Raw genomic sequence first — 13,651 nt, 5'->3', positions numbered from 1 at the left:
CGGCCCCAACGACGGGAGACGGGTGAGCGATGAGGACCGGCAGAGTCGGCGCGAGGTGGGCGGTGCTCCGCACCACGGCGGTGGTCGCGATGGTGATCGCCGTGGTCGCGGCGTGCGGAGGTTCGGGTGGTGGGGCTGTCGAGTCCTCGGCCCCGTACAAGGTCGGTGTGCTTCTCGGTCTCACCGGGGCGTACGCATCGGTCTCCGAACCGGAGCAGAAGGCGTTGCAGCTCTACGCGGACCGCGTCAACGCTGCGGGCGGGATCAACGGGCATCCCCTGCAGCTGGTGGTCGCGGACACCGGCAGCAACGAGACCGAGGCGGTCAACCAGCTGCGCAAGCTGGTGACCCAGGAGCAGGTCGTGGCGGTGCTCGGACCGAGCTCCAGCGGTGAGGCAGCGGCCCTGCGGCCGATCTCTGCCCAGCTCAAGACTCCGGTGCTGGCGATCGCGTCGGCGAACTCCATCATCGAACCCGCCGCCGAGTCGACCTACATGTTCAAGGAGTTCCCGGACAGCACCGACTCGCTGCGCGCCCAGCTCAAGTACGCGCAGGAGCAGGGCTGGACCCGGATCGCGATGCTGTCGTCGAACAACGGCTACGGTCAGGACCCGGCGAAGGCGCTGCCGCAGGTCATCGGTGAGTTCCCCGGCCTGCAGCTGGTCGGCTCGGAGGTGTTCTCGCCGACGGCGACGGACGTCACGGCCCAGCTCTCCGCGCTGCGGGGCGGCAACCCGGACGCGCTGCTCGTGTGGTGCGTCAACCCGGCCAACGCCGTCGTCGCGCGCAACGTGCGGGACTCCGGCTTCCCGGCCCACCTGCTCCAGGCCCCTGGCGCCGCCAGCTCGGAGTACCTGCACCTCGGCGGGAGCTCCGTCGAGGGCACCCTGCTGCAGGGCTCGAAGGTTCTGGTCGCGGACCAGGTCGCCGCGGACGACCCGCAGCGCGGCGTGCTCACGGACTTCGTGGCGGCCTACAAGGCGGCCTACGAAGGCGAGGCGCCCTCCCAGTACGCAGCCAGCGGATGGGACTCCGCAATGCTGCTCGCCGAGGCGATGAAGACGATCCCTGCCCAGACGAGCGCGGTGCAGGACATCCGGGAGTCCATCCGGACGGGACTGGAGGGCCTGAAGGGGATCTCGGGCAACCTCGCGGTCTACAACTACAGCGCGCAGCGCCACGGCCCGACGGGCATCGAGGGGCTCGCGATCATCCGGGTGCAGAACGGCGCCTTCACCCTCGTCCAGTCCTACTGATCGGCCTCTCGTGAACCTGCTCCAGGACGTCTTCACCGGTCTGTCGGTCGGCCTCGTCTACGGGATCGTGGGTGCGGGCTTCGTCCTCATCCACCGGATCACGGGCATGGTCAACTTCGCTCAGGGCGAGCTGGCGATGGTCGGCGGGTTCGCCGCCGTCGTCGGCTCGCGGGCGCTGCCGCCGATCCTCGCGGCGGTGTTCGCCGCCCTGGTCGGCGCCCTCTTCGGGCTCCTGCTCTACGTCGCGGTGGTCCATCCGCTGCGCCGCCACGGGCTGCTGGTCCAGACCATCGCGACGCTCGCAGCAGCCCTGGTCGTGCGCTCGCTCGCCCAGCTGGTGTTCGGGTCGCAGCCCTACGCGATGCCGCCCTTCACCGAGGGCGGCCCGCTGCACATCGGCCCCGCGGTCGTGGCCTACCAGACGCTGTGGCTGCTCGGCCTGTCGATCGTGCTCGCGCTCGGTCTGAAGCTCCTGCTGGACCGGTCGACCACCGGGCGCGCGCTGAGCGCGTGCGCGGTCAACCGGTACGCGGCCGGCGTGGTCGGTATCAGCGTCGTGCGCATGGCGATGATCGCCTTCGCGCTCAGCGGGGCGCTGACCGCCTTCATCGGCGCGGTCGGCGCGCCGCTGACCTTCGCCAGCGCCGCCGCCGGTTTGGGGTTGTCCCTGAAGGCGTTCATCGCCGCGGTGCTCGGCGGCTTCGACCGGATCGGGCTCGCCGTCGTCGGCGGCGTGCTGGTCGGCATCGTCGAGTCCTTCGTCGCCTCGTCGATCTCCACGGCCTACCAGGAGGTCGTCGTGTTGCTGCTGTTGGTGGTGTTGTTGATCGCTCGCCCGAGCGGCCTGACACGGTTGCGGGTGAGTGAGCGTGTCTGACCTCTCGACCTCGCCGTCGACGGCGGTCTCGGCGGCGTCGGCGCCGGCCTGGCGACGACCCGCCGGGGTCGTCGCCTACCTTGTGGTCCTCGCCCTGGTGCCGCTGGTCGCGGACCCCTACACGCTGGGCCTCGCCGCCACGGTGGGGATCGACGCGCTGCTGGCGATGGGCCTGGTGCTCGTCACCGGGTTCGGTGGCCAGTTCTCGCTCGCCCAGGCCGCGTTCTTCGGGCTCGGCGCCTACGGCAGTGGCCTGCTGACCGCGAACGCGGGGTGGCCGCCGGTCGCCGCGCTCGTGGTCTCGGCGGCGTTCACCGTCGGCCTCGCGTACCTGCTCGGTCGACCGATCTTCCGGTTGCGCGGACACTTCCTCGCCATGGCCACTCTCGCGCTCACCCAGATCTTCTCGCTGGTGGTCAACAACCTGGGGCTGACCGGCGGCGCGACCGGCTTCGGCGGCATCCCGCCGTTCGGCATCGGGTCCCTCGTCTTCGACGGGCTGGAGAGCCAGTTCCTGCTGGTGTGGGGCATCGTCGGGCTGGCGCTGTGGTCAGTGCTGCGGATCCGGCGCAGCCGGGACGGGCGGGCGCTGCGCGCCGTGCGGGCCCACGAGGCAGCCGCGGCGGCGAGCGGGGTGGACGTCGGCTGGGCCAAGACGCGGGTCTTCGCGGGCTCGGCATTCCTCGGCAGTGTCGCGGGGTCGGTGTTCGCCCACCAGCTGCTCTACCTCAACCCGGCGCCGTTCGACGTGCTGCGCTCGATCGACATCCTCTCCATCGCGGTCATCGGCGGGCTCGCCTCGCCGTGGGGCGCTGTGGCCGGGGCGATCGTGATGACGCTGCTGCGCAACGGCATCGAGACCGCGCTTCCCGCGGTGTTCGGCGCAGGCTCGGTGGGCCCGGCGGAGACGCTGGTCCTCGGCATCGTGCTGGTCCTGGTCCTCGTCATCTGGCCGAGCGGGATCGTGGGCGGCGTGTCGGTGCTGTGGCACGGGATCCGGGCCCGCCGGCGTCCGACGGTGGACGAGACTCCACCCCTGGCGCCGCCCGCCCCGCCGCCCACGGAGCGCCGCCCGATCGGACCGGCCGTGGTGGAGGCACGCGGGCTCGTCAAGGACTTCGGCGGGGTGCGTGCCGTGGACGGGGTGGACCTCGTTGCGCACGCGGGGGAGGTGCTCGCCGTGATCGGACCGAACGGGGCGGGCAAGTCGACCCTGCTGAACCTGGTCTCCGGCAACCTGCGCCCGACCTCGGGGACGGTCAGCCTGGGCGGCACGGCGGTCACCGGCCGCGCAGCGCACGTGTTCGCCCGCCACGGCATGGCGCGCAGCTTCCAGACGCCGAGCCTGTTCGGCGACATGTCGGTGCGGGAGACCGTGATGGTCGGCGCGCACCTGGTGGGGCGGACCGGGATGCTCCAGGCGGCCCTGCCCACCCCGTCCGCCGTGCGTGAGGAGCACCGGATGGGCGAGAGCGCGGACCGCGCCCTGGCCGAGATCGGGCTCGCGTCGCTCGCCGAGCAGCGCGTCGACACCCTGTCGCTGGGCAGGCAGAAGCTGGTCGAGGTGGCGCGGGCACTGGCCCGGGAGCCATCCGTGCTGCTGCTCGACGAGCCGGGCGCGGGCCTCAACGGCTCCGAGAAGGCCGAGCTCGCTGCGACGCTTCTGCAACTGCGGGAACGCGGGCTCGCCATCGTGGTGATCGAGCACGACATGGACTTCGTGATGTCCGTGGCGGACCGCGTCCAGGTGATCCACTTCGGTGCGACGCTGCGCGTGGGCACCCCGGCCGAGGTGCAGGACGACCCCGCAGTGGTCGAGGCCTACCTCGGCGCGTCCCCGACCCGGAAGGCGGCCCGATGACGGCGTTGGAGGTCCAGGACCTCGAGTTCGCCTACGGGCGGGCCGAGGTCCTCCGCGGAGTCTCCCTGTCCGTGCGGCCCCGTGAGATCGTCACGATCATCGGGCCGAACGGAGCCGGCAAGTCCACCCTGCTCAACGTGGTCAGCCGGGCGCTCCGGCCCCGGTCCGGTCAGATCCTCGTGGACGGCGAGGACACCACCGCACTGGCCCAGCCCGCGCTCGTCCGGAAGGGGCTCGTCCTGGTGCCCGAGGGCAGGCAGGTCTTCGCCTCCCTCGCGGTCGAGGACAACCTCGTCCTGGGGCGGTACGTCCGCCGGCGGGAGAAGGGCCTCGACGACGACCTCGAGCACGTCTACACACTGTTCCCGCGGCTGCGCGAGCGCCGCCGCCAGCTCGCGGGCACCCTGTCCGGAGGCGAGCAGCAGATGCTCGCGATCGGTCGGGCGATGATCGTGGCGCCACGGGTCATGCTGCTCGACGAACCCAGCCTCGGTCTGGCACCCCAGATGGTGGAACGCATCATGGACGCCCTCGCCACGCTCCGCGAGGAGGGGCTGACGATCGTGCTGGTCGAGCAGAACGCGCGCGCGGCGCTGGAGCTGGCCGACCGCGGCTACCTGCTCCGCTCCGGCACGGTGGTCCGGGAGGGGACCTCGGCCGAGCTGGCCGCCGACCCCGTGGTGCAGGAGGTCTATCTGGGCGGGTCCGCGGTCCGCGACACCCGCTGAGCGAGCGACTCCGAGGCCGCGGGCCGCGGAGGCCGCGGAGCGAGACCCCCTCCGCGGGCCCGGTGGTCGAACCGGGCGGTGGCTCCGCCGCCGTCACGAGACGACCGTCGGGCCCGTCGTCGTGGGCGCGGGCCCGCCCGACCGGCACACGGATCGGGCCCGGCCCCACGAGGGGACCGGGCCCGTGACGAGGGGAGCCGGCGGGGTGGGCGACACGGTCCCCGTGCCCGCCCACCCCACCGGCTCAGGGACGTCGGGCGTCCTTGACCAGAGCACGCCCGATGATGTGCTTCATGACCTCGATCGAACCGCCGCCGATCCGGGTCATCCGGGCGTCGACGAAGGCGCGGGCGATCGGGTACTCCGTCATGTAGCCCCAGCCGCCGAACAGCTGGAGACACTCGTCCATCACCCGGCCCTGCAGCTGGGTGGTGGTCATCTTGACCTTGGCCGCGTCCACCGCGTCGAGCTCGCCGCGGACGTGCAGCTCCAGGCAACGGTCGACCAGGACACGCTGGGCGAGCGTGTCCGAGTGCAGCTGGGCCAGGACGAACTGCGTGTTCTGGAAGTCCGCGAGGGTCTTCCCGAACATGTCCCGGTCCCGGCAGTAGTCGATCGTCCACTGCAGCGCCGCCTCGGCGGACGAGACCGCTCGCACGGCCTGGACCAGCCGCTCCTGGGCCAGCTCCGTCATCAGGTGGACGAACCCGCGGCCCTCCTCGCCGAGGAGGTTCGCGGCGGGCACGCGCATGTCCGAGAAGAACAGCTCGGCGGTGTCCTGGGCCCGGCACCCGATCTTGTCCAGCTTCCGACCCCGCTGGAAACCCGGGGTGTCGGTCTCCACGAGCAGCAGGCTGACGCCGCGCCCGCCGGGGGTGTCGTTGGTGCGGCACGCGAGCACGAGCAGGTCCGCGGTGTGGCCGTTGGTGATGAACACCTTCTGGCCGTTCACCACGTACTCGTCGCCCTCACGGCGGGCGGTGGTCCGCAGGTTCTGCAGGTCGCTGCCGCCCGAGGGCTCCGACATCCCCACCGCCGTCACGACCTCACCGGAGAGCATCCGCGGCAGCCAGCGCCGCTTCTGCTCCTCGGTGCCGAAGTGCACGAGATAGGGCGCGATGATGTCCGACTGAAGGTAGAAGGTCGGGGCGACCGCCCCGACCCGGGCCATCTCCTCGATCATCACCGCGTGGTACAGGAAGTCCCCGCCCCCGCCGCCGTACTCCTCGGGCACCGACGGGCAGAGCAGGCCGATCTTCCCGGCCGCGAGCCAGACGTCCCGGGGGACGATCCCGGCCTCCTCCCACTCGGCGTAGTGGGGGAGGACCTCGTCGGCGATGAACCGTCGGACGGTGTCGCGGTAGAGGTCGTGTTCGGCCGTGAAGAGCGTGCGGGGTATCACGGGGCTCCTGGTTTCTGCCTGCTAGTCCGTCAGTCGGATGGCCTGCTCCGGGCAGGCCGCCGCGCCTTCGCGCGCCGCGCCCTCCTGCCCGGGAGCGACCGCGACCATGGTGCCGATCGCGGCGTTCAGCCCGTCGTCGTCGAGGTCGTAGACCGCCGGGGCGACCGCGGCGCACAGGCCGTGGCCCGCGCACAGCGCCTCGTCGACAAGGTGCTTCACTCGGTCCGCCCTTCGCGCTCGCCCGGGGTGAAGGTCACCACCAGGCTGTCCATGTTCCGGGCGATCGTGCTGTTGCTGTACACCGGCTCGCCGCCCTCGGCCAGGGCGAGGTCGGGCAGCCTGCGCAGGATCTCCTCCAGGCTGATCGTGGCCTCGAGCCGCGCGATGTGCGACCCGATGCACCGGTGCGGTCCGAACGAGAAGGCGGGATTCACCGCGATCTTGCGCCGGATGTCGATCTCGTGGGGGTTCTCGAAGTACTTCGGGTCCCGGCACGCCGCCGCGAAGGACAGCATCAGGAAGTCCCCCTCCGCGATCGACTGGCCCGCGACCTCCGTCGGTCTGGTCGCCGTGCGCCCGAGCGCGACGATCGAGGCGTAGTAGCGGATGAACTCCTCGATCGCGCCCGACCACAGCGAGCGATCCTCGGCGAGGGCCGCCCTGTCCTCGGGGTGGGTCGCCAGGTGGTGCGCGATCCCGGCGAGCAGGTAGGTGGTGGTGCCGATACCGCCCGCGAGCAGGTCAGTCAGCACATAGAGCTTGTGGTCCCACGAGCAGGGGTTGCCGTCGTGGTCCTCGACGCCGGCCAGGATGACGTCGATGAAGTCGTCGCGCGGGGGCTCCTCCTGGCGGGCGCGCAGGTAGCCGTCGAGGAAGGTCGCGACCGCGACCCACGCCTCGCCGCGGCCCTCCATCGGGCCGCGCATCGCGTCGTCCGTGGCCTTCTGGATCGGCGGCAGCTCGCTGAACGGAACGCCCAGGAAGCTGCCGAAGAACACCCGACCCGGCAGGTGGGCGGCGAACTCCTCGACGAAGTCCACCCGCCCCTTCTCGATGAACCCGTCGATCAGGTAATTGACCTGCTCGCGGATGTTCGCCTCGCGGGAACGGATCGCCCGCGGGGAGAAGTACGGGCCGAGCGCGTTCCGCCACCGGGTCTGGTAAGGCGGGTCGAGCTCGACGGGGTAGAGCTTGGCGCCGCCCTCGCCACCGCGGCCGGGCTCGAACCCGCCCTCGCTGGAGAAGGTCTCCCAGTCCTGGGCGCACTGCCGGACGTCGTCGTACCGGCTGACGACGTAGTAGCCCCCGGCGACCTTGCTGTGTGCGACGGGGCATTTCGCGACCAGGTCGCCCAGGACCTGCTCGTAGTCCTCGGTGAACTCGGGTGAGTCCAGGTCGAAGTCGGTGAAGTGGTCGCGGCCCGGGGCCGTCTCCTCGATCGAGGTCACTGATGGTCTCCCTGCGTCATTGCGTGGTGAGAGGTTTGCTCCGAACGAGTGGCGGCCCGGACGGGCCGGCGGTCGGGCAGGGATCAGGCCGGGTCGCCCCAGGGCATCTCGGTCGTGGGGACCTCCTCGCCGCGCATCTGCTTGATCAGGCCGTCGTTGTCCCAGTACGCGCGCTCGGCCACGAGCCGGGTCGGGTCGTCACCGAAGAGGTAGAGCCCGCAGAACGCGAAGCTGACGGGCTTGCCGGAGGCGGGGACCCCGGCGAACTCGGCGGAGTGGGTGCCGGTGACGACGCCCTCGCGCACCGAGCAGCCCGGCACGTCGTACTCGTGCGAGATCGAGATGTGGATGTCCGGGAGGACGGCGAACAGCATCTCGTAGAAGCCGGCGACGCCCTCGAGGCCCTCGAGGTGGGTCACCCCGGGCACGACGTCGTAGAACACGCCCTCGGTCGCGAAGGTCTCCTCGAGCACGCGGTCCTGCTGCTGCGCGTTCTCGAGACTGATGTGGAGGTTCACGGTCTCGCGCTGCTTCGCGATCCGCTCGGCGTCGGTCCAGGTGGTGGTCGCAGTCATCGGGAACACCTCTCTTCTCGAAGGAGCTTTCAGGATCTCGAACCTAGAGACGCCGCGGGAACTGTGTCAAGGGCCACTGGCGACCAGGTTGGGGGATCCATAACTCGAAGGGGCCTCCGGTTTCTGGAATCGACCGGCTACAATCGGGTGCGTGCGGGATGGGGAAGCGATGCGGCCGGTGGCGCCATGAGCAGCAACGACAGGTACTCACGCACCTTCGACGTGCTGGAGCTCCTTGTCAGCAGGCCCGACGGGATGACGGTCACCGAGATCAGCAAGCGTCTCGATCTGCCCATGAGCAGCAGCCACAACCTGCTCAAGCGGATGGTCGCGGCGGAGGTGGCGGCGGTCCGCGAGGACCTGCGCTACACGCTCGGGCCGCGTGCGGTCCGGCTGGGCATCCGGATCGTGGACGGCCTCGAGGTCCGCGCGATCAGCAGGCGGCACCTCGTCGAGCTCGCCCGCACGACCGGGGACGACGTGTACCTCGCCGTCCCCCTCGGCAGGCGCGTGTCCTACGTCGACCGCTTCCCGGGCTCGCGGCCGGTCACCGTCGACATCCGGCTCGGCCAGTCGCTGTTCCTGCACGCCACCTCGGTGGGCAAGCTCTTCGCCGCCCACGACCGCCAGCTGCGCCGCAAGCTGTTCGCCGAGGAGCGCCCCCGGCTGACCTCGCACACCCTCGTCACCGACGAGGAACTGACCGCCGAGCTCGACCGGATCGTGGACCAGGACTACGCGGTCAGCCGCGAGGAGGCCATCGTCGGCGTCGTCGGGGTCGCGGTGCCGATCCGGGACGACCACGGGGCCGTCGTGGCCGCGATCCACATCTCGGCGCTGAGCAACCAGATGAACGCCGGCACCGAGCGCGAGCTGGTCGACGCCGCCGCGACGGCCGCGACGCAGATCGAGCGTGATCTCGGCCGGGTGCACCCGGCCGCGCCGGAGGGGCGGGTGGCCGGGCTGTGAGCGGGCCGCTCGCCGGGTTCCGGGTGATCGAGTTCGCCGGGGTCGGACCGGGCCCCTTCTGCGCGATGATGCTGAGCGACCTGGGTGCCGACGTCGTGCGGGTGGACCGCCCGGCGGCGCCGGACGCGAGCGACGGGAACGGCACCGAGGGCACGGGGGGCATGGCCTCGGTCACCGACGGGATCATGGGCCGCGGGCGGCGGTCGATCGCGCTGGACCTCAAGCGACCGGAGGGCCTCGCCACCGCGCTGGACCTCGTCGCGGGGGCGGACGCGCTGATCGAGAGCTTCCGACCGGGCGTCATGGAACGACTGGGACTCGGCCCCGAGGTCTGCCTCGAGCGCAACCCGCGGCTCGTGTACGGCCGGGTGACCGGCTGGGGGCAGGAGGGTCCCTACGCCCGGGTGGCGGGCCACGACCTCAACTTCCTCGCGCTCGCGGGTGCCCTGGCGCCGCTGGGGCGCCGCGCCCTGCCGCCCGCGCCGCCGCTGAACATCGTCGGCGACTTCGGCGGCGGCGGGATGCTCATCATGTCCGGGCTGCTGGCGGGCCTGCTGGAGACGAGCCGCTCCGGGCGCGGGCAGGTCGTCGACGCGGCGATGATCGATGGCGTCGCCTACCAAATGGCGATGCCGTACGAGCTGCTGGGCCGCGGGGTGTGGGTCGAGGAGCGGGAGTCCAACGTCAACGACGGCGGCTCGCACTTCTACGACGTCTACGAGACGGCGGACGGCGAGTACGTCGCGCTCGCCGCGATGGAGGACCGCTTCTACGCCGACCTCCTGGAGCGGCTGGGCCTCGCCGGCCGGCTCCCCGCCCAGTGGGACCGGGAGGGCTGGCCGACGGCGACGAAGGCGATCGCCGACGTGATCCGCACACGCACCCGGGACGAGTGGTGCGAGGCGCTGGAGGGCACCGACGCCTGCTTCTCCCCGGTGCTGCGGATGTCCGAGGCCCCCGCCCACCCGCACCATGTCGCCCGTGAGGCGTTCGTCGAGGTCGACGGCGTCGTGCAACCGGCCCCCGCGCCGCGGTTCTCCCGCACCCCGGGCGCCGTGGCGCGGCCCCGGTCCCGCCCGGGCGAGCACACCGCCGAGATCCTCGGCGAGCTCGGGCTGACCGACGAGCGGATCGCCGAGCTGGGTGCCGCGGGCGCCTTCGGCTGACCCGCCCCGATCCCCGCTGGTCCTGTGGACGCGGGCCCGGACGCTCCGGGCCCGCGACCACGGGTCAGCCCAGGGCGCCCTCGGCGGTGAGCGCCCCGACCTCGTCCGCCGTGAGCCCCAGGTCGTCGAGGACGGCGTGGGTGTCGGCGCCCAGGCGGGGCGGAACGGCCGCGGGCGCGATCTCCGAGCGGGAGAACGCGGTCCCCGACCCGGGCACCCGCAGCAGCCCGCCCGCGGGGTCGCCGAGGGTCTGCCAGAAGCCGGTGGCGGCCAGGTGCGGATCGTCGAGCAGGTCCTCCAGGGAGTTGACCTGGGCGAACGGGATGTCCTCGTTCTCGAGCAGCTCGACCCACTCGGCCGTGGGCCGCTTCGCCAGCTCGATGCCGAGCTCGTCCCAGACGAGCGCCACGTTCTGCTGGCGGCCCGCGAGGGTGGTGTAGCGGGGATCGGCCAGCACGTCGTCGCGCCCGACGATCTCGAAGAACCGCACCCACTGCGCGTCGGAGTACGGCATGAAGGCGAGGTAGCCGTCCGCGGTCCGGAAGGGCCTGCGCGCCGCCGTGGCCACGGGCTCGTAGCCCATCGATCCCAGCGGCGGCTCGAACGCGTGTCCCCACAGGTGCTCCGCGCTGGTGAACGCCACCATCGTCTCCAGCATCGTGACGTCCACCGCCTGGCCCAGACCGGAGCGGGCGCGCTCGACGAGCGCGGCGGCGATGGCGAAGGTCGCGTGCACCGCCGTGATCTTGTCGGCGAGGATCGACGGCACGTAGCGCGGCTCGCCGGTCACCACGCGCTGCAGCATCGCCAGCCCGCTCAGCGCCTGGACGATGTCGTCGTAGGCGGGCTTCGGGCCGTACGGGCCGTGGTCGGAGAACCCGGCGACGTGGCAGAAGACCAGCCCGGGGTTGCGGGCGGAGAGCGCCTCGTACTCCAGGCCGAGCCGTCGCGCGGCGGCGGTGCGCACGGAGTGGACGAACACGTCCGCGGTGTCGACGAGCCGGTGCAGCACGTCGCGCCCGCCCGCGGTCTTGAGGTTGAGGACCACGCTGCGCTTGTTGCGGTTGTTCGTGAGGAAGAGCGCCCCCATGCCCTCGGTGCGGCGGGGGCCGATGCGGCGGGTCAGATCGCCCTCGGGCGGCTCGACCTTGATCACGTCGGCGCCCATCGCTGCCAGGTACTGGCAGGTCAGCGGCCCGAGGACGATCGATGCACTCTCCACGACCCGAAGCCCCGCGAGAGGGCCGGACGGGGAGGGGGCGGGCTGCGGCGACATACTGCGGCTCCTTCGCCGATCGAGCGAAATGTCGAAACTTGTTTCGAGACGGTGTAGATCCGACCGAGGGTACGAGTCAAGCGGGATCGCTTGACGCGCCCGCCCCCACAACGGTTGGATCCTTCGAGAAGTCGAGCTGTGATTCGAGAAGCCGAGGCCCGGTGGCTCCGACGAGGCGGCGCCGGGCGGACTGAGGTGAGTGACATGACCAAGCCCGTGCTGCTGGTACACGGCGCGTTCACCGGATCCTGGATCTGGGAGGGGGTGGTGGCCGAGCTGGCGAAGCGCGGGATCACCGCGAGCACCGTCGACCTGACCAGCCAGGGCGCGGACGGCACGCTGGAGCGGGACGCCCAGGTGGTGCGTGACGCGCTGAAGACCCTCGGCGAGCCCGCCGTGCTGGTCGGCCACTCCTACGGCGGGGCGGTGATCACCCGGGCGTCGGCGGACAACGACGACGTGGCGCACCTGGTGTACCTGTGCGCGGCGCTGCCGCAGGCGGGCGAGGCGGTCGGCGACCTGATCGGCCGCGACCCCGAGCCGCAGGGCGACCTCTCGACGGCGCTCGAGCCGCGTGAGGACGGCACCGCGACGATGAAGCGGGAGGCCGCCCGCGCGACCCTGTTCAACGACGTGCCGGACGACGAGGTCGGGGCGATCCTCGACCGCACGGGCCCGCACGCGCTGGGCACCCTGGGTGAGGCGGCCACCGGGCTCGGCTGGCAGCAGCACCCGGGCACGTACGTGATCACGCTGCAGGACAAGCAGTTCTCGCTGGCCCTGCAGCGTGAGTTCGCCAGCCATGTGGACACTGCCGTCGAGGTCGACGCGGGCCACGGGCCGATGTTCACCAAGCCGGCCGAGGTCGCGGACGTCATCGCCGCCGCGGCGGGCTGAGCGAGCGTGAGGAGTACCGACGGGCCCGGGATCGCCCGGGCCCGTCCGGCTCACAGGAAGTCCCAGCCCCGCCTGCCCGCGGTGCAGGCCTCGAACGCCACGGGGTCGATGGTCTGGTAGATGCCGAGCACGCTGGTGCCGTCGTTCCGGGTCACCCGGCAGAGGTGCTCGTCGAGGCCGCGGATGCCGATGCGGGTCTCCGGGCGGGTCACGTCGAATGTCTCGCCCTCGGTCATGGCCGGTCCGTCGTAGCCGCCCTGGTGGATGTCCCCGCCGGGGGTGCCGCCGTACATGCCGCAGCGCAGGAAGGCGGTCTGCTGGCCGATCTTCTCGTAGTGCAGCTGCGCCTTCTCGCCGGTGTCGAACCGGTAGTCCACGATGCCCTCGGCGAAGACCTGCGTGTCTGGCTCGAAGCGCAGCCGCCGGGTGGGCTTGAGGACCTTCGCGCAGCCCTTCCGCTCGTCGCCGAAGGGGTAGTAGAGCCGGTCGCCCCAGAGCGTCCAGTCGTCGTAGGCGACGAAGGCGTTGCCGTTGGTGCCCACGTGCAGGCGTCCTCCGAGGGACATGGCGGGCCCGCCGACGCCGCGCCCGGTGCCCCAGTGCCGGTCGCGGGTGCCGATCGAGCCGGGGGCCAGCGTGATCCGCTCGCCGTCGGCCTCGACCCAGCCGGACACGGTGCCGAAGCACTCGAACCCGCTGGTCACGTCCCCACGGCGACCCGGCGGGGTGCCGGTGGCGGAGTTGGACAGCGGCTCCCGGAAGACCTGCCGGGTGGTGTCGGTGAAGGTGAGGTCGTAGGCGATGCCCCACTCGTTGGGCTCCAGCACGTAGCGCCACTCGCGCAGGCCACGCACGATCCGCGGGGCGATGGGGCCCAGGCGCAGGTCGGCCCGGTCGGCGCCGAGGGGGCGGAAGCTGCGAACGGCGGTGTGTCTGCCGCGGACGTTGACGATGGCGTAGGCCTCGGCGCGGTCGAGGTTGGGGTAGAAGCTGCCGCCGGTGGCCACGACGACGTCGCCGGTCGCGTCGTGGGAGACCATCCAGTAGCGGTCATAGGCGCGGGGGTCCCCGGTCCACATGACCCGCACCGGGTCGGGGGTCTGGTGGATCATGAGGTCGTCGAGCGGGGAGAGCGGGAACTGTTCGGCGAAGTGCTCGTCGTCGGCGGTCAGGCCGGGGTGGTCGGTCATGCTCAC

The 13,651-nt window shown here is 71.9% G+C and carries 13 protein-coding genes; 7 read left to right on the top strand and 6 right to left on the bottom strand.

Features of this window, described 5'->3' with window-relative positions:
- Positions 1-62: 62 nt before the first annotated feature.
- The 4 genes from ACL02T_RS22540 to ACL02T_RS22525 are packed head-to-tail and all read left to right on the top strand — an operon-like array spanning position 63 to position 4,722.
- Positions 63-1,256, top strand: a complete 1,194-nt coding sequence (locus tag ACL02T_RS22540) for an ABC transporter substrate-binding protein (RefSeq protein ID WP_412832727.1) — start codon at positions 63-65, stop codon at positions 1,254-1,256.
- 10 nt (positions 1,257-1,266) lie between these two features.
- Positions 1,267-2,133, top strand: a complete 867-nt coding sequence (locus ACL02T_RS22535) for a branched-chain amino acid ABC transporter permease (RefSeq protein ID WP_412832726.1) — start codon at positions 1,267-1,269, stop codon at positions 2,131-2,133.
- On the top strand, positions 2,126-3,994 hold the full coding sequence (locus ACL02T_RS22530; RefSeq protein ID WP_412832725.1) for a branched-chain amino acid ABC transporter ATP-binding protein/permease: 1,869 nt from the start codon (positions 2,126-2,128) through the stop codon (positions 3,992-3,994). The genes ACL02T_RS22535 and ACL02T_RS22530 overlap by 8 nt, the downstream gene beginning before the upstream one ends.
- Positions 3,991-4,722, top strand: a complete 732-nt coding sequence (locus ACL02T_RS22525) for an ABC transporter ATP-binding protein (protein ID WP_412832724.1) — start codon at positions 3,991-3,993, stop codon at positions 4,720-4,722. The genes ACL02T_RS22530 and ACL02T_RS22525 overlap by 4 nt, the downstream gene beginning before the upstream one ends.
- Before the next feature lie 244 nt (positions 4,723-4,966).
- Here ACL02T_RS22525 and ACL02T_RS22520 read toward each other — a convergent pair whose 3' ends face one another.
- The 4 genes from ACL02T_RS22520 to ACL02T_RS22505 form a co-directional block, all read right to left on the bottom strand.
- On the bottom strand, positions 4,967-6,121 hold the full coding sequence (locus ACL02T_RS22520) for an acyl-CoA dehydrogenase family protein (protein WP_412832814.1): 1,155 nt from the start codon (positions 6,119-6,121) through the stop codon (positions 4,967-4,969).
- A gap of 24 nt (positions 6,122-6,145) precedes the next feature.
- A complete protein-coding gene (locus ACL02T_RS22515) occupies positions 6,146-6,343 on the bottom strand; it encodes a ferredoxin (protein ID WP_412832723.1) in 198 nt (65 codons plus the stop codon).
- Complete coding sequence (locus ACL02T_RS22510; RefSeq protein WP_412832722.1) at positions 6,340-7,572, bottom strand: cytochrome P450; 1,233 nt, start codon at positions 7,570-7,572, stop codon at positions 6,340-6,342. The genes ACL02T_RS22515 and ACL02T_RS22510 overlap by 4 nt, the downstream gene beginning before the upstream one ends.
- Positions 7,573-7,655: 83 nt before the next feature.
- On the bottom strand, positions 7,656-8,147 hold the full coding sequence (locus ACL02T_RS22505; protein ID WP_412832721.1) for an ester cyclase: 492 nt from the start codon (positions 8,145-8,147) through the stop codon (positions 7,656-7,658).
- Between the two features lie 186 nt (positions 8,148-8,333).
- Here ACL02T_RS22505 and ACL02T_RS22500 point away from each other — a divergent pair, with 186 nt between their 5' ends.
- The gene (locus tag ACL02T_RS22500) at positions 8,334-9,116 is read left to right on the top strand and encodes an IclR family transcriptional regulator (protein ID WP_412832720.1); all 783 of its coding nucleotides are present in this window, start codon (positions 8,334-8,336) and stop codon (positions 9,114-9,116) included.
- The gene (locus ACL02T_RS22495; RefSeq protein WP_412832719.1) at positions 9,113-10,282 is read left to right on the top strand and encodes a CaiB/BaiF CoA transferase family protein; all 1,170 of its coding nucleotides are present in this window, start codon (positions 9,113-9,115) and stop codon (positions 10,280-10,282) included. Before ACL02T_RS22500 ends, ACL02T_RS22495 begins: the two co-directional genes overlap by 4 nt.
- 64 nt (positions 10,283-10,346) lie before the next feature.
- On the opposite strand, the gene ACL02T_RS22490 is transcribed toward ACL02T_RS22495, so the two are convergent.
- Complete coding sequence (locus ACL02T_RS22490; protein ID WP_412832718.1) at positions 10,347-11,558, bottom strand: CaiB/BaiF CoA transferase family protein; 1,212 nt, start codon at positions 11,556-11,558, stop codon at positions 10,347-10,349.
- Between the two features lie 204 nt (positions 11,559-11,762).
- Between ACL02T_RS22490 and ACL02T_RS22485 the strand changes: the two genes are divergently transcribed.
- Complete coding sequence (locus ACL02T_RS22485; protein WP_412832717.1) at positions 11,763-12,455, top strand: alpha/beta hydrolase; 693 nt, start codon at positions 11,763-11,765, stop codon at positions 12,453-12,455.
- Positions 12,456-12,505: 50 nt separating this feature from the next.
- Here the strand turns inward: ACL02T_RS22485 and ACL02T_RS22480 are convergent, their stop codons facing one another.
- Positions 12,506-13,645, bottom strand: coding sequence for an Rv3169 family protein (locus tag ACL02T_RS22480; protein WP_412832716.1), 1,140 nt, complete (start codon positions 13,643-13,645; stop codon positions 12,506-12,508).
- Positions 13,646-13,651: the final 6 nt, after the last annotated feature.

Origin of the sequence: Pseudonocardia oceanicola (assembly GCF_047200735.1) — a bacterium.
Taxonomy (GTDB): Bacteria; Actinomycetota; Actinomycetes; order Mycobacteriales; family Pseudonocardiaceae; genus Pseudonocardia.
The sequence above is the reverse complement of the archived record's forward strand: the minus strand, read 5'-3'. Positions and strand labels throughout refer to the sequence as shown.

What these genes read in the sequence shown, in the direction of transcription:
- ACL02T_RS22525 (WP_412832724.1), top strand. Translation starts at nt 3,991, where the DNA reads ATGACGGCGTTGGAGGTCCAGGACCTCGAGTTCGCCTACGGGCGGGCC.
- ACL02T_RS22505 (WP_412832721.1), bottom strand. Translation starts at nt 8,147, where the DNA reads ATGACTGCGACCACCACCTGGACCGACGCCGAGCGGATCGCGAAGCAG.
- ACL02T_RS22500 (WP_412832720.1), top strand. Translation starts at nt 8,334, where the DNA reads ATGAGCAGCAACGACAGGTACTCACGCACCTTCGACGTGCTGGAGCTC.
- ACL02T_RS22490 (WP_412832718.1), bottom strand. Translation starts at nt 11,558, where the DNA reads ATGTCGCCGCAGCCCGCCCCCTCCCCGTCCGGCCCTCTCGCGGGGCTT.
- ACL02T_RS22485 (WP_412832717.1), top strand. Translation starts at nt 11,763, where the DNA reads ATGACCAAGCCCGTGCTGCTGGTACACGGCGCGTTCACCGGATCCTGG.
- ACL02T_RS22480 (WP_412832716.1), bottom strand. Translation starts at nt 13,645, where the DNA reads ATGACCGACCACCCCGGCCTGACCGCCGACGACGAGCACTTCGCCGAA.